Source organism: uncultured Pseudoramibacter sp. (genome assembly GCF_903789625.1).
Taxonomy (GTDB): Bacteria; Bacillota; Clostridia; order Eubacteriales; family Eubacteriaceae; genus Pseudoramibacter; species Pseudoramibacter fermentans.
Window position 1 is genome coordinate 86649 of sequence record NZ_CAIFFF010000002.1, and the last position, 18738, is coordinate 105386.

General features: G+C 43.6%; 15 protein-coding genes. 1 reads left to right on the forward strand and 14 read right to left on the reverse strand.

Annotated elements, in window-relative coordinates; genetic code table 11:
* Window positions 1-70: 70 nt before the first annotated feature.
* The 5 genes from QZX60_RS01680 to radC form a co-directional block, all read right to left on the reverse strand.
* Complete coding sequence (locus QZX60_RS01680; RefSeq protein WP_295360657.1) at window positions 71-2713, reverse strand: valine--tRNA ligase; 2643 nt, start codon at window positions 2711-2713, stop codon at window positions 71-73.
* 71 nt (window positions 2714-2784) lie between these two features.
* On the reverse strand, window positions 2785-3435 hold the full coding sequence (gene nth / locus QZX60_RS01685) for an endonuclease III (protein ID WP_295360659.1): 651 nt from the start codon (window positions 3433-3435) through the stop codon (window positions 2785-2787).
* A 63-nt stretch (window positions 3436-3498) separates the two neighbouring features.
* Window positions 3499-6051 carry a transglycosylase domain-containing protein gene (locus QZX60_RS01690; protein ID WP_295360661.1) on the reverse strand — a complete coding sequence of 851 codons (2553 nt, stop codon included), beginning with the start codon at window positions 6049-6051 and terminating at the stop codon, window positions 3499-3501.
* Between the two features lie 14 nt (window positions 6052-6065).
* Window positions 6066-6980, reverse strand: coding sequence for an RluA family pseudouridine synthase (locus QZX60_RS01695; RefSeq protein WP_295360663.1), 915 nt, complete (start codon window positions 6978-6980; stop codon window positions 6066-6068).
* A gap of 52 nt (window positions 6981-7032) precedes the next feature.
* Window positions 7033-7734: a DNA repair protein RadC gene (radC, locus tag QZX60_RS01700; protein WP_295360665.1), complete on the reverse strand. Its 702-nt coding sequence runs from the start codon at window positions 7732-7734 to the stop codon at window positions 7033-7035.
* Window positions 7735-7892: 158 nt separating this feature from the next.
* On the opposite strand from radC, the gene QZX60_RS01705 reads away from it, so the two are divergent.
* Complete coding sequence (locus tag QZX60_RS01705) at window positions 7893-8168, forward strand: metal-sensing transcriptional repressor (protein ID WP_295360947.1); 276 nt, start codon at window positions 7893-7895, stop codon at window positions 8166-8168.
* 35 nt (window positions 8169-8203) lie between these two features.
* Here QZX60_RS01705 and QZX60_RS01710 read toward each other — a convergent pair whose 3' ends face one another.
* The 9 genes from QZX60_RS01710 to QZX60_RS01750 all read right to left on the reverse strand — a co-directional run bounded on the left by QZX60_RS01710 (window position 8204) and on the right by QZX60_RS01750 (window position 18672).
* A complete protein-coding gene (locus QZX60_RS01710; RefSeq protein WP_295360667.1) occupies window positions 8204-9619 on the reverse strand; it encodes an ATP-binding protein in 1416 nt (471 codons plus the stop codon).
* 95 nt (window positions 9620-9714) lie between these two features.
* Entirely contained in the window at window positions 9715-9921 is a 207-nt protein-coding gene (locus tag QZX60_RS01715) for a hypothetical protein (protein ID WP_295360669.1), read from the reverse strand.
* Window positions 9922-10000: 79 nt separating this feature from the next.
* Complete coding sequence (gene putP, locus QZX60_RS01720; RefSeq protein WP_295360670.1) at window positions 10001-11491, reverse strand: sodium/proline symporter PutP; 1491 nt, start codon at window positions 11489-11491, stop codon at window positions 10001-10003.
* A gap of 109 nt (window positions 11492-11600) precedes the next feature.
* On the reverse strand, window positions 11601-14204 hold the full coding sequence (gene clpB, locus QZX60_RS01725; protein WP_295360672.1) for an ATP-dependent chaperone ClpB: 2604 nt from the start codon (window positions 14202-14204) through the stop codon (window positions 11601-11603).
* Window positions 14205-14271: 67 nt separating this feature from the next.
* Window positions 14272-14904, reverse strand: a complete 633-nt coding sequence (locus QZX60_RS01730; protein ID WP_295360673.1) for a CopG family transcriptional regulator — start codon at window positions 14902-14904, stop codon at window positions 14272-14274.
* Window positions 14905-15043: 139 nt separating this feature from the next.
* Window positions 15044-15634 carry a helix-hairpin-helix domain-containing protein gene (locus QZX60_RS01735; protein ID WP_295360675.1) on the reverse strand — a complete coding sequence of 197 codons (591 nt, stop codon included), beginning with the start codon at window positions 15632-15634 and terminating at the stop codon, window positions 15044-15046.
* Window positions 15635-15649: 15 nt separating this feature from the next.
* Window positions 15650-16225, reverse strand: coding sequence for a TetR/AcrR family transcriptional regulator (locus tag QZX60_RS01740; RefSeq protein WP_295360677.1), 576 nt, complete (start codon window positions 16223-16225; stop codon window positions 15650-15652).
* A gap of 79 nt (window positions 16226-16304) precedes the next feature.
* Entirely contained in the window at window positions 16305-17480 is a 1176-nt protein-coding gene (gene thiI, locus QZX60_RS01745) for a tRNA uracil 4-sulfurtransferase ThiI (protein ID WP_295360679.1), read from the reverse strand.
* Window positions 17481-17487: 7 nt separating this feature from the next.
* Window positions 17488-18672, reverse strand: a complete 1185-nt coding sequence (locus tag QZX60_RS01750) for a cysteine desulfurase family protein (RefSeq protein WP_295360681.1) — start codon at window positions 18670-18672, stop codon at window positions 17488-17490.
* Window positions 18673-18738 lie beyond the last annotated feature (66 nt).

Genomic DNA, 18738 nt, shown 5'->3' on the forward strand with positions numbered 1-18738 from the left:
ACTGAACGAAGGTGAGTTACTCCCCTTTAAACTTTTAACGGTGCAAGTTTACCAAAACAATTTAAAACTGTCAAGCTTTTAAAGCATTAATTCGTGCGACAACCTGTGCCAGTTTGTCTTGGTTTTCCTGATCTTTTTGACGTTCCTTTTCAACAACCGCCGTAGGCGCATTGGCAAGGAATTTTTCGTTGCTTAACTTCCCGCTCGTCTTTTTCAGATCTTTTTCAATCTTTTCTTTTTCTCGATTCAGACGTTCGAGTTCCTTTGCCTTGTCAACCAAATCGTTGAGTGCGAGGTAAATGGTCGAATCTTCCACAACCGCTGAGACAAAATCTTCTCGTATTTCATCTTGTCCGATTTTTTGAATCGATTCAACACCGGCCATTTTATCAAGCGTATCAAGGGCATTCGATAAGACATCGACATCCTTCTGGTTTTCTGTCGTAATAAACAAAGCGGCCTTTTTCTTGTTTGGAATATTCGATTCTTTTCGAATTTTCCGAAGCGCACGGATAATTCCCATTAAGTAGCGAATCTGTGCTTCCTCTTCAGGGAAATCGTAAGCTGGGTCTGCTTCCGGCCAACTTGCGATAATCAGCGCTTCACCCGCTCCCGGTAAGTAATGATAAATTTCTTCTGTAATAAACGGAATAAACGGGTGGAGCATTTTTAATATATTCTGAAGCACCACGTTCAAAACCGTTAATGCCGCGCGCCGGCTGTCCTGATCGTCGCCATTCAAACGCGGTTTTACAAATTCAATATACCAGTCGCAGAATTCATTCCACGCAAAATCGTAAACCTTCTGCGCGGCGATGCCCAATTCGTATTTGTCAATATTCGCTGTGACTTCGCGAATAATCTGGTTCATCCGGCTCAAAATCCACTTGTCCGCCGATTCAAGGGAAACCTTGGACAAATCGAGTCCAATATCGTCGTCCATGTACATCATCACAAAGCGGGCCGCGTTCCAAATCTTATTTAGGAAATTTCGGCTGGATTCGATTTTATCCTGCGTCCATCTGATATCATTCCCCGCAGAATTGCCTGTGAGAATGGCAAAACGCATCGCATCGGCAGAATAATCGCGAATAACTTCCAGAGGATCAATCCCGTTGCCCAGCGATTTGCTCATTTTGCGTCCCTGTGCATCGCGGATTAAACCGTGGATATAGACATCGGAAAACGGTGGTTCACCCATCGTATCGATTCCCATGAAAATCATTCTGGCAACCCAGAAGAAGATAATATCGTACCCTGTCACCAAGACATTGTTAGGATAGAATTTTTCAAGATCGGCGGTGTCTTCTGGCCAGCCCAGCGTTGAAAAGGGCCAAAGGGCAGATGAGAACCAAGTATCCAGGACATCTTCTTCCTGTTTTAAGTGATGACCGCCGCATTTCGGGCAGACTTCCGGCGTTTCTTCACTGACAATCATTTCACCGCAATCGCTGCAGGTCCATGCTGGAATTTGGTGGCCCCACCATAATTGTCTGGAAATACACCAATCTCTGATATTTTCCATCCAATTGAAATAAATTTTAGAGAAACGCTTTGGAATAAATTGGGTTTTTCCTTCGCGCACAGCATCAATCGCCGGTTTTGCTAAATCTTTCATGCGGACAAACCACTGTTCACTGGTCATCGTTTCAACCGTCGTGTGGCATCTGTAGCAATGTCCGACATTGTGAACGTGTTCTTCTGTCTTGACAAGATAGCCTTGTTCTTCCAGGTCCTTTAATATGGCTTTGCGGCATTCGTAACGGTCCATGCCTGCGTATTTTCCACAGTGTTCGTTCATCGTCCCGTCGTCATTCATAATCTTGATTTCTTCAAGATTGTGACGCTTGCCCACTTCGTAGTCATTCGGGTCGTGTGCAGGGGTCATCTTAACAACGCCTGTACCAAATTCCATATCGACATAGTCGTCAGCAACGACAGGAATTTCTTTATTGACAATTGGCAGAATCACCTTCCGGCCAACTAAATCCTTATAGCGTTCATCGTTCGGATTCACAGCTACACCGGAGTCGCCGAGAAGTGTTTCCGGCCGAGTTGTCGCAATGACCACTTCGCCGTTTCCATCGGCAAAGGGATAGCGGATATGCCATAAATGCCCGTGTTCTTCTTCGTATTCAACTTCCGCGTCGGACAAAGCCGTCTGACAGTCTGGGCACCAATTGATAATGCGCGTTCCCTTGTAAATGAGACCTTTATTGTATAGGCGGACAAAAGTCGCTTTAACAGCTTTTGAACACCCTTCATCCATCGTAAAACGTTCCCGATCCCAATCGCAGGATGCACCGAGCTTTGTGACCTGCTTGCGGATGCGGTTTCGGTAAAAATTCGCCCAATCCCAAGCGTATTTCAAAAATTCTTCCCGAGTTAAATCACTTTTTGATCGGTTTTCCTTTTCCTTAATGCTATTTAAGACCTTAACTTCCGTTGCAATACTTGCGTGGTCCATACCTGGCACCCAAAGTGCGGCGTAGCCCTGCATTCTTTTGTAGCGGATCAGCGCATCCTGAAGCGTATCGTCAAATGCGTGGCCCATATGCAGCTGCCCTGTAATATTTGGAGGCGGCATAATAATCGTATAGGGTTTACCGTTCGGATGAACCTCCGGCTTAAAATATCCCTTTTCTCTCCACCAGGAATAGATACGATTTTCGACTTCGTCTGGTTCGTAAACCTTGGACATTTCCTTTTTCATCAGCTATATTTCAGACCTTTCAGTAATAAGATTGTTTAACGTAATGCGTCCATTTTATCGTAAATGATACGTTATTTCAAGTTTGACTGTGAATGCTCAAGCTTCTGCGTTTCACAAAGATGTGCCAGCGGACATACTTCGCATTTTGGATTTCGCGCAGAACAAATTTTTCGGCCGTGCCAAATTAATTGATGGTGGGCAGATGACCACCGGGATTCGGGAAGATTCTGCCTTAATCCCTTTTCAATCTCTAAGACATTTTTCCCTTTCGCCAGTCCCAGCCGATTTGACACGCGAAAAACATGGGTATCAACTGCAATAGCTGGAATTCCAAAGGCGTTACTCATCACGACATTGGCCGTTTTTCGCCCAACTCCTGGCAGAGAAGTCAGCTCCTTCATCGTTTTGGGCACTTCTCCGCCGAATTCAGAGAGCAAAAGATGACTCGTCTTCAATATATTCTTTGCCTTGGTGTTGGATAAACCGCAGGATTTGATTTTTTCCCGCAGTTCTCCTTCAGTCAGCGACAGCATTTTTTCAGGTGTATTGTAGTCCTTAAATAATTCAGCTGTCACCTTGTTCACGCGAACATCTGTGCACTGTGCAGAAAGCATCGTCGCAATTAATAATTCATAGGGCGAATTAAAATCTAATCCACATTTTTGCGTCCCATAAACATCCTGGAGAATTTTCAACGTTTCGTTAATTTCACTTTGATTCATTTTTTCCCTCAAAAAAACCCTGCCGTAACGTCGGCAGGGTCATACTTAAATTTTTATGTCCGCTTACTGGAGACCAGTAATTAATTTATCTGAACCCAAAGCTTTCATATAGCTTCCATAGGTCGCCGCGGAAGTGGCACCGTATCCGCCGATCGCTTTGTTGTCCAGGTTACCTGTCCAAACGGCTGTAGTTAAATTACCGGTCATTCCTGTGAACCACAAATCCTTTCCGGAATCCGTGGTCCCTGTTTTACCGGCAGTGCCGTATACATTCGCATTAGTCCCAGTCCCGCTTGTAACGACCTTGCGCAGAATCGTCTTCATCGTCGACGCTGTCGAGGATTTCATTACTTGATGGGTATCCAGATTTAAATCTGAACTCGTAAAGACGGTGCTGCCATTACTATTCACCACTTTCGTCACAAACTTCGGCTGATTGTAAATGCCGTTATTATTGAAAATATTAAAGGCTGCCGCCATTTCAATCGGCTTAATCCCATACAACATCCCGCCGACACAAGTATTGATATTGTAATCGCTAGATTGGAAAGTCGTGATGCCCATCGTCTTCATCCAATCGACCGATTCATTGACACCAACCGTATAGAAAACGTAAGCTGCCGGTGGGTTGAGCGACTTAACCAATGCTGTGGTCAAGTCAACTGTGCTTCCGCCGCCTTCGGCTCTCGGCGTCCAGTTGCCGTATGTCCCGTAATTGTGAAGCTGAGAAGTTGCTGTGAAGATGCCTTTATCAATCGCGGCACTGTAATACAGCGGTTTAATGTTGGACCCTGGCTGTCTAGCGGTATTACACATATCGATTTGCGTGTTGCCGCCGTAATACGCTCTGACGGAGCCATCCTGATCAAGCGTGACAATTGCTGTTGTCGTGCCGCTGCCTTCCGGATATTTGCTAAGTGCGACTTTCATCGCGTCGCTCTGCATACCCGTGTTGATGGTCGTATAGATTTTGTAACCACCGCTGGACACCTGCGTCCGCGTGTATTTAATGGCTTCTTTCTTCGAAATGCCCTGACGCTTCATCACGTTCGGTGCAACCGCTTCGGCATATTGCTGAAGCGCTTTGTTGACAAATTTTTCGTAACCTTCGGTGACTTGGTTATTTAATCTCGATGCATCCCACTTAACGACATTGACTTGTTCTGCCTTGGCTTGCTTAGCTTGGGCTTTCGTAATGTACCCCACACTCACCATTCGATCAAGAACCTCGCCCTGCCGTTTTTTAGCCGCATCGTAATGGACATTCGGTGCGTAACCGGATGGCGCCTGCGGCAGACCAGCAAGCATCGCACATTCAGCCAAATCGCAATCCCAAATGTCTTTGCCAAAATAGGTTTTAGCCGCTTCTTCGATCCCATACGCGGATGAGCCAAAATAGGTTTCATTCAAATACATTTCCAAGATCTGATTCTTAGAATATTTCTTGTCTAACTGTCTGGCAATGGAAATTTCCTTGAATTTACGATTAATCGAATCGCTCATTGTCTGTTCAGTCGAGATATCCGGCAGGAACAATGTTCTAGCCAGCTGTTGTGTCAACGTACTGGCCCCTTGGCTTCTCGTATTCCGATGGAGCAAATTGAAGACAATAGACCGGGCAATCCCATAATAATCAACGCCCCCGTGATCGTAAAAACGACTGTCTTCCGTGGCGATTAAGGCATTTTTCATATTGTCCGGAATTTGATTGAGCGAAACGTAAGTTCGATTTTCCGTGTACAATTCTGCAATCACTTGATTGTCTGCAGAAATAATTTGTGTTTTTTGTTTTTCTCTGTATTTATAGTCTGAAATATCGACGCGGTTCCGCTGATACATAGCAAAAATACCGGCTGACCCAGCTACAAAAAGAACAGCGAGGATAATCAGCACCTTTTGCCAGACTTTGAATTTTTTCCGCTTGCGTTTCCGGCTCGGCAGGCCACCATTGGTTTTCTTTGCCGTTTTAAGCGTTTTAGCGTCGCTTCGATTTTGACGACGATTGGTTGTTTTCTTCTTACTCTTCATGCTCATGCTGTCAATCTCGTGAAGCTTTGAATCGTAAGCGCCTGCTTCGATTTGATCGACTCTTCCTGAAGTTTCGTTAGATTTTTTGTTCCTTCTTGGAAGTCCCTGACGCTTACGTTTCACAGGCGCTTCAGAATCTTTTTGTGAAGGCATATCTTGAGAAACGGCTTGACTTTTCGCTTCTGCCTGTTTGTTTTCTGGCGCAGAGAGTTCTTGTTCAGCCTCTTCCTCCATTTGCGTCATGATTTCTTCGACATCCTGATCGACTTGACTAGCATCTAACGGATCAGTCTGATGTGCGTCAGCCGCTTGATCAAAGTCAGATAACGCAGCTTCGTCATCCGATTGATTCTGCTTTTCTCCATCAGTCGTCGTTGGTGCTAATGTTTCAATGGTTGCGCCAACATCTGCCTGTTCGATATTGTTTGAATCCAATACCTCTTCAATCTCTTTTTCTTCTGGTGTCTGCGATGAATCCACATCTGAAGCCTGATCGGAAGGTTTTAATCCCTTAAAGCCTTTGAACGAAAAGTGCTTTTGATTTTCTTTTGATTGATCTTGTGGATTGTTTTTCTTATCTTCTTCCATACCTATCCCCAGTCCTAAAGACTTTTTAATCTATTTTCCAAAGCCAATAAATCAGCTTTTAATGGTGCAATGATTGTGATATTCCCCTTTTTGGGAAGTGTTGTCCGCATTTCACTGGAATGCAGCGCCGTTCTGGCAATTCCAAGATCCTGTTCAATCGGATTGTAAAGATGATCGCCAATAATCGGGCAGCCAATGTGTGACAAATGTACGCGGATTTGATGAGTCCGTCCAGTCTCTAAAAGCAGTCTAACTTTTGAATACTGCTTTTGCCCGTACGTCTCCAAAACTTGATACCGCGTCACTGAAGGTTTGCCGTCAGCCCGAACTACCCGGCGAATACCATCCTCTGATTCCAGTCCAATGGGCAGGTCAATTTTACCTGAAAACGGAACCGGACAGCCATTCACAAAAGCCGTGTAATATTTTTTCGATTTTTCAATGGTCTGATGAGACTGCAAAAAATGTTGAACGTATTTATTTTTTGCAATTAAAATCATACCCGAAGTATCCATATCCAAGCGGCTGATAAACCTAACCTTGGCCGGCTGATGGGTTTCGATAAAGTACGCCGCCACTCTGTTTCCCAACGTATCGGTGCCGTGACTTTTTGTAGGATGCGTTACAACGCCGGCGTCTTTATTGACAGCCAGAATTTCGTCATCCTCATATAGAATATCCAGTGGACCTGAAGTCGGTGTAAGATCGACGTGTTCTGTCGGCATTTGGATGAAAATCTCATCGCCATTTTTGACAAGATCCGTCGACCAGCACGGTTTTCCGTTAACTGACATCTCTCCTTCTCGGATAATTCTCGTCATGAGCCGGCTGGAATAAGCGTACTTCTCTTTTAAATATCGCTTCAATGGAACCGGCGTATCCGTCTTACAGATGTATTTGTATTGATTAAAATTTTTGTATGTATTCACTGGAATATTTTATGGCATCTTGTATATTAAATCAATTGATTTTTAAATTTTCCTAAAAATAATCGTGTTCTTTAAAGCTAAAATAATCTTCGGCACAATCTGAAACTACGACATGATCGAGGACTTCAATCCCTAATAGCTTTCCTGCCTGAACCAGCCGCTCTGTCAATTCGATATCATTGCTGCTGGGCGTGGTGTCTCCAGAAGGATGATTGTGGGCCAGAATAATGGACGTAGCCCTTTGTCGGACCGCAGGATTAAAAACCTCCCGCGGATGAACCAGAGAGGCGTTGACTGTCCCCACAGAAATCAATTCTGTCTTAAAAACCATATTTTTTGTGTTCAGCAGCAGAATTACAAAGTGTTCCCGCTCGTAGCCAAACATCTCTTGACTTAAATAGGCGGCAGCATCCATTGGGCATTTAATTTGAACCATCGTTTTTTTCTGATGCTTAACGCGGCTACCTAGCTCTAAAGCTGCGATGATTTTACAAGCCTTAGCTTCTCCAATTCCCTTGAGCTCCTCGTTTTGACAAAGCTCATCAACGGAAACCTTGTGCAGCCGCTCTAAATCGCTGTCGTAAAAATTCAAGAGCCTCTGTCCTAATTCAACAGCCGTCATATTTCTCTGGCCAGAGCCGATGATCACGGCGATCAACTCCGCATTGCTTAATAAGCTTGCCCCATGACGGGTGATTTTTTCTCTAGGCTTATCGTCTTCCGACAATTCCCGAAGCGTTAAATGATTTTTCATCGTCTCACCGATTATAATATGTAAATTTCAATACCGATTAAATTAAGTATACTGAAAATAATAATTATTATACCATGTTTGGTTTTCTTTCTCAATTTACAATCTTTTTGATTCTTGTTATAATGAAAGAAATCTAAATGAATTATGGTGATAATAATATGAAACAATGTATGGATTCTGCAAATCTGCATCGAAGACTCAGCAAGATAGAAGGTCAGGTCCGAGCCATCGACCGCATGATTGACGAAGATATTCCGTGCGAAGATATTCTCTCACAAGTCAACGCGGTAAAATCCGCAATGCATAAGGTTGGTCAAATCATTCTAGAAGGGCATCTTCAGCACTGTGTCAAAGATGGCATTCAACACGGAGACGCGGATAAAACCATCGCGAGTTTTACAAAAGCTGTTGAACGTTTTGCCAATTTAAAATAAAAGTTCTGAAATTTTTTTCAGAACTTTTTTTATGATTATTTAAGTGAATAGAGTGTTAAGCCATTGAACAAGAATAAATTCGGTGTTTCCAATGCGTAATCGAGCAAATCTTTTTCAAATGGATAGACAGAGAACACGCCGTATACACATTCATAGGTGCTGTATTTTTTATTGAGAAATTCCAGCGTACTGCTTTTTTCTTTGAATTTTTCAAAATCCGACTTGGCGTAGGCATTTGTATCGTAAACGCAATCCGCGATGAACATTTTGTGATTGGTGTGGTCAAGTGCTAAAATCGGAATCCACTGATCGTTTTCTGTGTATGCACCAACTTCATCAATTTCTAATCCAATTTTCTTTTTCATCGAAGCCTTTTGAAGCATTTCAATCAAAATTTTATTGAACCATTTCTGAATGTACGGAATCATGCCAGACAGTGTGTGCCGCTTATAATACTGAGGATCATCTTTGAGCAGACTGTATTCGGGGAACACGAACGTATACCAAAAATCGATAAAAGGCTGCGCGATCTGGTATTGCTTATTCGCTTTTTGCAAACGCTTTTTAGCTTGCAAAAAAGAAGCCGCCTCAATATAGCCTAATTCTTCTAAATGGATCAGCATTTTTTTCACATCCGGTTTTTTATATCCGGTTGTGTCTTTAATTTGTTCTAATGTTTTCTGTCCCATTGTGATTGACGACAGGATAGCATGATAAGCGTTAGGACGCCAGACCTCTGTCTCCAGCAGATTCGCTACTTCAGCAAACAGCTTTCCATAAGGATTGAGGATATTCTGCAAAATCGATTTTTTGATTTGTTTGATATTGACACAGTGATTAAAGAAATGCCAATACCCTGGAACACCGCCTGTAATGGCGTAAACAATCATCAGCTGATTGAAATCGTGATGGGGATATTCCGACATCATTTCGGTAAAAGACATCGCCGACAAATGGATTTGATCGGTCCAGATTTTTTTTGCGCTGTGTTCTGACTGTAAAATCCTATTCCAGCTCGCCTCCCGCGCCGCAGCAATCACTGTTACCCCATTGGTCTTAAAGTATTTTTGCCACGCTTTTTTAAAGATCTTCAAAAACGATTTGTTTTCAAAATAAAGCTGATCAAAATTGTCAATAACGAGTATTTTCCCGCCGTCTTCTGTTTTCTCCGAGTAAAGTCTAAATAGTTCCAGCCATTCCATTGCGCTCATCTCAGAAGACGGGGCTTGAATACCAAAATGAGACTTAAAAACCCGCTCAAAAGCCACGCGATTGAGACGGTCAGATTGTGGCCCCACTTCAAAATATAGGTGATTCTTATCTTTGACAAATTCCTTAATCAAGCTCGTTTTTCCGAAACGGGGGCGTCCTGTGATGAGAATCAACGCATCTTCTTTTTTCCAAGCTTCCGTTAACTGCTTTAATTCCTGCTTACGGCCGATAAATCGCACTGCACTAACTCCCTTTTATTGATTTTCTAAATAATATAACACAAAACAAAAGACTTCCTTATGAAAACACAAGAAAGTCTTTAGAGCGATTCATATTAAAAAATAGGTCCATTCAGTTTTAAACCGCAGGCTTCGCAAGTCCAGTCGTGTCCAACTGCTTTTGTTTCACCCCCGCATTTTGGGCAAATCCCTGTGCCTCCCTTTTTAAACTGAAAATCTTTTACTTCCATATCTACAAATTCATCCGGACCATCCTGAATGATTTTGAATTTTAAAATTGGCTTAGGTGCATCGCTGCTCATTGAATTTGCCTCCTCTATTCATATGCTTGATTATATTTTACCACATTTTCTGCTGAATAGAAACGATTTCAAAACAATATTATGCTCTAGCCTTTTCGTAACGATCGATCATTTCGTCAAATTCATCGACTACTTCTGCTTCAGGGGCCTTAAAATGATTAACAATCAAGATAGTTAAGACATTGGCAACAAAACCTGGCAGGATTTCATAAATGCCTGTTCCAAATAATGTAGCGGAAAGTCCTGTTGCTTTCCACGAAATAACAACCAGTGTGCCTACAATCATACCTGATAAAGCGGACTGCCAGCTTGTTTTTCTAGAGTAGAGGCCAAACAGAACCAATGGGCCAAATGCTGCGCCAAAACCACCCCATGAATAAGAAACCAGGCTCATAACTGTCGAATTCCCATTAAACGCAATTAAGAGTGCAATGATTGAAACGCCAATGACTGACCAGCGTCCCACTTTGACCGCCTGCTGATCGGATAATTCTTTTTTGAAAATCAGTTTTGAAAGATCTTCAGATAAGACGGATGAACAAACCAGAAGCTGAGAATCGATGGTTGACATGATCGCTGCCATGATCGCCGCCAGGAAGACCCCTGCAATCCAAACCGGGAAGAATCTGTGAATCATCAAGATAAATACCGTTTCTTCCTTGCCACCGGAAAGTCCTTTAAACAGTGGGATTGAAAGAAGACCAACTAAAAGCGCACCAGTTAAAGAAATCAAGCACCATACAATGGCAATTTTTCTCGCCTTTGGAATATCTTTAACAGAGTCGATTCCCATGAAACGAACCAAAATATGTGGCTGGCCAAAATACCCTAATCCCCAGACAACTGCGGAAATAATGGTCGCTGCCGTAACGCCTTTGCCGAAAAGCGACATTGAAAGATGCTGGCTCGCCATAGCCGTTCTGGTCGTACCAAATCCGTGCATTTCAATCATGGCCAAAATCGGAACCACCGCGATCGCGATGACCATCAAGATCCCTTGAATTAAGTCCGTCCAGCATACCGCCAGATAGCCACCTAAAAACGTATAGGAGATAATAACTACCGCGCCGATTAACACGGCCACATTGTAGTTAATGCCAAACATCGTCGAAAAAAGTTTACCCGAAGAGACCATTCCCGAAGCGCAGTAAATCGTGAAGAAAAATAAAATGATAATGGCTGAAATCGTCTTTAAAGCACCTGTCGGATCTTTGTATCTTTTTTCAAAAAACGTCGGCAATGTGATGGCATCGACCTCTTCGGTATAAACGCGAAGTCTTTCGGAGACCATCTTCCAGTTGATCCACGTCCCTATGAAAAGACCGATTCCAATCCATAATTGAGGCACACCGCCTAAATAAATGGCGCCCGGCAGCCCCATCAAGAGCCAACCGCTCATATCAGAAGCCTGTGCCGAAAAAGCGGTCACCCAGCTTCCAAGTCCTCGGCCACCAAGTAAGAAGCCTTCCGATGAATCGGAAGAAGCATTATAAAATTTCAGGCCGATAAAAATCAAAACGACTAAGTAGGCAATAAATATGCCCAACTCAATAGGATTTACAGAACCCATTGTATTCCTCCATTCTCTTTCCGTAATTCATTTAAGTTTACCTTAAAATAGACTTAATGTAAAGAAAAAAGCGTCCACATAAAGTGAACGCTTCATCAAATTAAATCATTTATTGAATGTAGAAATGCTGTCCGTCATAATCGACGACCATGACATCGCCCTGGCTTAAATCGCCTTTTAATATTTTCTTAGCCAAGAGTGTTTCGATATTTTGCTGAATGAATCGACGCATCGGCCTTGCACCAAAGGATGGATTGTATCCTTGATCGATGATCGCTTGTTTTGCGTCCGGTGTCAGTTTGAAATCCAGTTGCTGTTCACTTAAACGCTTGCGCACATCTTTCAGCATCAAATCGACAATCTTGCCCACTGTATCTTTCGACAACGGTTTGTACAGAATGATTTCATCAATACGGTTCAAAAATTCCGGTCTGAAATATTCTTTTAACAGCTTTTTGACTGTTTCCTGTGTTTCCGGCTTGATGTCTCCATTGGCGTCAATCCCGTCCAAAATGTATTCACTCCCGAGGTTGCTGGTCATGATGATAATCGTGTTTTTGAAATCCACAACGCGCCCCTGAGAATCAGTCACACGCCCATCATCCAAAATCTGGAGCAGAATATTAAAGACATCCTTATGTGCCTTTTCAATTTCATCCAACAGAATGACAGAATACGGTTTTCTGCGCACGGCTTCTGTCAGCTGACCGCCTTCTTCATAGCCGACGTATCCTGGAGGTGCCCCGATCAAACGGCTGACTGAGAATTTTTCCATATATTCGGACATATCAATCCGGATCATGTTGTCTTCGGAGTCAAACAAATTAGCCGCAACAGCTTTCGCCAATTCAGTTTTCCCAACACCTGTCGGCCCTAGGAAGAGGAAGGAGCCAATTGGTGTATTTGGATTTTTAATGCCGGCCCGCGACCTCAAAATGGCGTCTGTCACCTTTTTAATCGGTTCTTCCTGGCCGATGACGCGTTCTTTTAAGGTATCTTCCAATTTGAGAAGCTTTTCTCTTTCGCCGGACATCACTTTGCTCAGAGGAATCCCTGTCCAATTCGAGATAATTTCGCCAATTTCTTCTTCACCCACTTCTTCACGAATCAAATGTTCTTCGTGATCGCTTTGAGAGCTGGCGGAGTCTTCAATGCTTTTCATTTTAGCCTTGAGCTTTGGCAGTTCGCCGTATTTAAGTTCTCCAGCTTTTTCGAGATCGTTATCTCTCTGCGCCATTTCAATTTGATGATTCAACTGATCGATCTGTTCTTTGATATTTTGAACTTCATCCACCGATCGTTTTTCATCTTCCCACTGCGCCTTCATGGCATCGAATTTTTCTCGATCGTCAGCCAGTTCTTTCTGCAGTTTTGCCAGCCGTTCTTGACTTAATTGATCGTCTTCTTTTTTCAGTGCTGATTCTTCGATTTCAAGCTGGATGATCTTTCTGTTGATCTCATCCATTTCTTCCGGCATCGAGTCAATTTCTGTCCGAATCATCGCGCAGGCTTCATCGATCAAGTCAATGGCCTTATCTGGAAGGAAACGGTCGGTAATGTAGCGGTCAGATAATGTTGCCGCCGCGACGATCGCGTTATCTGAAATTTTAACTCCGTGAAAAATTTCATACCGTTCTTTCAAGCCACGCAGAATCGCGATGGTGTCTTCCACAGTCGGTTCATCGACCATAACCGGTTGAAACCGTCTTTCTAGAGCGGGATCCTTTTCGATGTATTTTCTGTATTCGTCCAGGGTTGTCGCGCCAATACAATGCAGTTCGCCTCTGGCCAGCATCGGCTTGAGCATATTGCCCGCATCCATGCTGCCATCGCTCTTCCCAGCGCCGACAATGGTGTGCAGTTCATCGATGAATAAGATAATTTCGCCGTTTGAATCCTTCACTTCCTTCAAAACAGCTTTAAATCTTTCTTCAAATTCACCGCAGTATTTAGCCCCTGCGACCAAAGCGCCCATATCCAAAGAAATAATGCGCTTGTTTTTCAGGCCTTCCGGCACGTCGCCTGCGACAATCCGCTGAGCCAGCCCTTCGACAATCGCAGTTTTCCCAACCCCAGGTTCACCAATTAGAACTGGGTTGTTCTTTGTTTTTCTCGACAGAATTCGAATGGTATGGCGTATTTCATTGTCTCTGCCGATTACAGGATCCAGTTTATTGTCAATACAATCCTGAACCAAATCGTGACCATATTGTTTTAAGGCTTCGTAGGTTTCTTCAGGATTATCACTTGTCACATTTTGTCCATTTCTCATTTCACTCACCACCTTTTCAACTGCTGAGCGGTTAATGCCGAATTGATTCAGCATTTCTTTCACATCATTGTGTTCCGGCAGGCTGAACATACTGAGAAGCAGATGCTCCACAGACACGTACTGGTCTTTCAGATTCTGAGCGATTTGAAAGGATTCATTGAGTACCTGATTCATTTCTGGACTGACATAAATCTGTCCAGGCTGAGAACCCGGTCCCGAAACACTTGGGCGTTTATCGATTTCCCGATCGATATACTGTTTCATCTCATCGATCGGTTTGCCCAACCGGCTCATAATTCTCGGAACCAGCCCGCCCTCCTGCGAGAGCAGCGCAGACATCAAGTGATCGGTTTCAATCTGTTGATGCTGATGTTCCGATGCGATCATTTCCGCATTTTTAATGGCTTCCAGCGATTTTTTTGTGAAAGCATTCATGTCCATATTTTTCACCTTCTTACTTTACTCTTTCATTTTTCCTTATGTCACAATCGACCAAACAATAAAACACCTAATTATTAAAGAAATAACGGTAGATTGAGTCCAATCGATCGTTGAGGTCGTCTTGCTCTGTACTGTCAAAATAATGATCCATCGCAGAATCAATCATTTTTAGATATCTTGTCAGATAATCCGTTAAATTTTTTTCATCGCGTTGAATCGATCCTGCATGCTTAAAGGCGCGAACAAACTTGTGATTGGTTTGTTCATTGCCGCTGTCGCAATCCGGCTGCTGATGATTTTGTTCAATCACACTGATGCGGTTGAAAAAATCATTGAACAACGCGTTGAGACTTTGATTTTGCGTTCTTGAGCTGATTTTCAGTACAGCGTACTGACCATCATTCTCATTTTTAAATTCGTACATATAGATGATTTTAGGCCTGTATTTGTACTTTAAGCTCTTTCCAAAATAGATGCTATTATTTTGATTGGTGTGATTGACATTGAGTTCTCCGGCCATATTTTCACTGATTGATTCCAAAACGGAATGAATTTTTTGCTCTGGTGTTTTGATTCCAAGATAACTTGCCAATATATCATTGACCATTTGGGAACGATTTGTGCCTTGAGCAAAAGCCAGATCGTCAATCTGCTCGACAATATCATCAAATAATGTCAAGCTGTATAGGCTTTTCTTCATATCTCCCACCTCAGGTATAATTATGCTCTCATTTATTTATTTTGTCAATCATTTTATATAAATTTATATGCAATTTATTTATTCTTAAGAAAAAAGTCGCTCACCCATTTTAGGGTGAACGACTTGATCTTGCTTGATCCTATACGACAATCAAATCCTTCAATTGCTCGTACAATTTATCACCTATTCGATTGACATTTTTAATTTCAGCCGGATCGCTGAATGCACCGTTTTTTTCTCTATAGTCAATGATATTCTGCGCCAAAACTTCTCCGATTCCCGGCAGTGCCATAAGCTGTTCCTTCGTCGCCGTATTGAGATTGACCTTTGCCTCTGAAGCCGTTCCAGCCGTCTGAACCTGCTGCGTCTGCGACTTCGTCGGGATGTTTAATTTCTGTCCATCTTTTAGTTTTGACGCCAAATTAACTGCGTCTCCGTCTGCATCGCCGGTCAGTCCTTTCGCCGCATTGACCGCATCAATACCTCTGGCATCCGCTTTTAATTGATAAACACCCGGCTGATTGACCGCGCCCGTCACGTGAACGTAAATTTTTGAACTGGACGTCTCAGAAGATGTCTCCTGCTCTGACTGCGCGGTAGATTTAGACAACAGCAGTTCATTCTTCTGATAAGACCTGACACCGTAAACCGCAACCAACAACCCGATGACGACAACACCAATCAGGATTTTAATCCTGTGCCGCTTTTGACGTTTCGAATGCGCATCCATGGCTGATCTCCTAAATTAATTGTTTTTTAATTGCTCAAGCCAGCGTGTAAATTGTTCCTGCACTTCATTCTGTGTCAAACCGATGACCGAAACGTTGTGATGAAGACTCTCCAGAAAATATACGAATTGATTGGCCCAAAAAGCCGAATCAACCTGTTTGATCTCTTTCTTTTCACCGCCATACACCAAAACCTGTTCAATTGTTTGGATTAAACGGTCAATCTGCTTTCGTTTAACCTCTCTCTTTTCAGGATGGGTTTTGAAAAACAAATTGTAGCGATCCATCATGTTAGGCTCCGAATCCCAAATTGCTTTTTGATAAACGCTGAAAATTTCTTTTATGATCTCGACAGCCGAACGCTGCTCCCACATCGAAATCGATACGGCGTCTAAAAGCGCATGGGAATCGCGTTCAAAAAGCGTTAGGAAGATTTCTGATGGTGACGCAAAATAGCGGTAAATCCCGCCGTGACTGATGCCACACGCGTCGATAATCGCCGTCATCGTCACCTGATCAAAATCGCGGCTTAAAAATATTTTTCTTGCCTGTTCTAAAATTAAATCTCTCTTCTTTTCAGCTTTTCGGCCCAACGCTTAAACCTCTTCAATGTGATGATTATAATCAATTATACAGGAATTTTTGAAAACGTTCAAATAATTATATATTGATTTACAGTCGGATCTTTTCAGCTTGATCCACAGCCTCTTGAATCATACGTTCCGCATCATCCATCATACCGGCCTCACCTGCAGCAATCTTCTTTAAATTTGGATGGGTTTCCGGATGCTTTGGCACGAAAATCGTACAGCAGTCTTCATAGGGCAGAATGGACGTTTCAAAAGTGCCGATATCCTGTGCGATTTCAACAATTTCCTGTTTGTCCATGCCGATTAAAGGTCTGAGAACTTCCATGTCAACCACACTGCCTGTCGCGGACAAACTTTCCTGAGTCTGGCTCGCCACCTGCCCAAGACTTTCGCCGGTGATCAGCGACAACGATCCCGTTTGTTTTGCGATCTTTTCAGCAATGCGCATCATGAACCGACGGATAATCAAGGTTGTCTGCCGTTCCGGACAAATTTGAACGATTTTGGTCTGGATATCCGTAAAAGGCACCACGTACAAATCGAAGTGTCCTGTGTAACGTGTCATAATCCGACCAAGCTCAACAACCTTTTCTTTCGCACGATCCGATGTGAACGGAAAACTGTGAAAATACACAGCCGTCAGCTTGACACCGCGCTTCGCCATCATATAACCCGCTACAGGACTGTCAATCCCACCGGATAAGAGCAGTGTCGCCTGCCCAGAACAGCCTACCGGAAGGCCGCCGCGTCCTTTGACAAATTCCGAATAGATGTATGCCGACTCGCGCACTTCGACCCAAATTTCGCGATCTGCGCCTTTCATTTTGACTTTTTTCCCTTGACCGTCATAATGTTTGAGGACCACGCCGCCCAAATGCCGTCCAATTTCAGGGGATGTCATCGGAAAACGCTTGTCCGAACGTTTGACACATATTTTAAAACTGTCAAAGGGCGCGCGGTCCGCTTCTTCTAAAACAACCGGTTCGATTTGGTCCATCTGGCTTGCGACAACGGTCGCCGGGCTCAGTGAGACGACGCCGAATACACGGCTGACCGCTTCTACACCCTGATCTAATTCGTCGTCGCTGATATGTACGATAATGCGGCCCTGAATTTTCTTCACTTCCGCGCTGTCTAAATGGCTGAGCGCGCCTCGGATATTTTTGACCAACAAATCAATAAAAGTGTGGCGGTTTAGCCCTTTTAAAGCGATCTCGCCGTACCGTACAAGAATAACGTGTTCTCTGTTTTCCATCATTGTTCCTTTACTTAATAAATTTTGCGAATTTTCTGAGCTTCTGCGCTTCTTCGACGATGACGTCAACGCCCCGTTTTACTTCATCAAAAGTCGTCAGTGCCGAGAAAGAAATCCGAATCGTGCCTTCTGTATAACTCGGGGACAACCCGATGGCTTTTTGAACCTGGTGTTTTTCTTTTTTGTGCGTCGAACAGGCTGAGCCTGTTGAAATATAAACCCCCTGTGCTTCACAAGCGTGGAGGAGGACCTCGCCTCTTACCCCGTCAATGGCGGCACTCATCACCGCTGGACTGCGTCTTTCTTCATCCTCAGGGCCGAGAATTTTAACGTGTTCTAAGGCCTCTGTCAGCGTGTCGGCAACGTAGCTCCGATACTGACAAAGCCTTTCGATAACCTCGGGCGATTCCCAGAACTTAACTGCTTCGTCAAATCCGACAATGCCCTGAACATTTTCCGTCCCGCTGCGCAGGCCGTGTTCTTGCCCGCCGCCGAAAATCAACGGTTTAATCGGCCATCCTTCTCTCAGATAGACCGCGCCGATTCCCTTGGGCCCGTTGATTTTATGACCGCACAGCGTCACGCCGTCAAGCTTTGCCTTTTCAATGTCAATCGGGCATTTCATAAAGCCCTGTACAAAATCAGAATGGAAAAAACAGTCAGGATTCTGATCCTTGATGATTTTTCCAAATGTCTCTAAGGGTTGGAAAGTCCCCAATTCATTGTTGACGCCCATGATCGAAACGAGCAGCGTATGCGCGTCAACCGCTTGGGTCAAATCCTTAGGATTGACAAAGCCTTCTGCATCCACAGGAAGCCAAATCACTTTCACCCCGCGTTTTTCGTAGTCTAAAAAGACTTCTCTCACAGCTGGATGTTCGATCGCAGTGGTCACGATCGTTCCATTTTCTAAAAGAGCTGGCCGTTTTCTGTCTAAAATGCCGCGAATCAACAGGTTATCGCCTTCGCTGCCGCCTGATGTGTATATAATCTGGCGTTCTGCGTCTCCCTTCCCGTGAATCGCAGCCATTAAATGGGCCTTGCACCCCTGTATCACTTTTTCTTCGGTCAGTCCTGGTTTATACATCGCCGACGGATTAAAATAATCTTCCTGAAAGCTTTTCATCATCCGTTCGACGACCTGCGGCGCGGACTTCGTCGTCGCCGCATTATCTAAATAACATATCTGATTCATTCAATTCTCCTAAGCTTTCTTGCGTTCTCTCTATCTTATTACAAAAAAAAAGAGCCGTCAATTGTA

What these genes read in the sequence shown, in the direction of transcription:
- QZX60_RS01680 (WP_295360657.1), bottom strand. Translation starts at nt 2,713, where the DNA reads ATGAAAAAGGAAATGTCCAAGGTTTACGAACCAGACGAAGTCGAAAAT.
- nth (WP_295360659.1), bottom strand. Translation starts at nt 3,435, where the DNA reads ATGAATCAAAGTGAAATTAACGAAACGTTGAAAATTCTCCAGGATGTT.
- QZX60_RS01690 (WP_295360661.1), bottom strand. Translation starts at nt 6,051, where the DNA reads ATGGAAGAAGATAAGAAAAACAATCCACAAGATCAATCAAAAGAAAAT.
- radC (WP_295360665.1), bottom strand. Translation starts at nt 7,734, where the DNA reads ATGAAAAATCATTTAACGCTTCGGGAATTGTCGGAAGACGATAAGCCT.
- QZX60_RS01705 (WP_295360947.1), top strand. Translation starts at nt 7,893, where the DNA reads ATGAAACAATGTATGGATTCTGCAAATCTGCATCGAAGACTCAGCAAG.
- QZX60_RS01715 (WP_295360669.1), bottom strand. Translation starts at nt 9,921, where the DNA reads ATGAGCAGCGATGCACCTAAGCCAATTTTAAAATTCAAAATCATTCAG.
- putP (WP_295360670.1), bottom strand. Translation starts at nt 11,491, where the DNA reads ATGGGTTCTGTAAATCCTATTGAGTTGGGCATATTTATTGCCTACTTA.
- clpB (WP_295360672.1), bottom strand. Translation starts at nt 14,204, where the DNA reads ATGGACATGAATGCTTTCACAAAAAAATCGCTGGAAGCCATTAAAAAT.
- QZX60_RS01730 (WP_295360673.1), bottom strand. Translation starts at nt 14,904, where the DNA reads ATGAAGAAAAGCCTATACAGCTTGACATTATTTGATGATATTGTCGAG.
- QZX60_RS01735 (WP_295360675.1), bottom strand. Translation starts at nt 15,634, where the DNA reads ATGGATGCGCATTCGAAACGTCAAAAGCGGCACAGGATTAAAATCCTG.
- thiI (WP_295360679.1), bottom strand. Translation starts at nt 17,480, where the DNA reads ATGATGGAAAACAGAGAACACGTTATTCTTGTACGGTACGGCGAGATC.
- QZX60_RS01750 (WP_295360681.1), bottom strand. Translation starts at nt 18,672, where the DNA reads ATGAATCAGATATGTTATTTAGATAATGCGGCGACGACGAAGTCCGCG.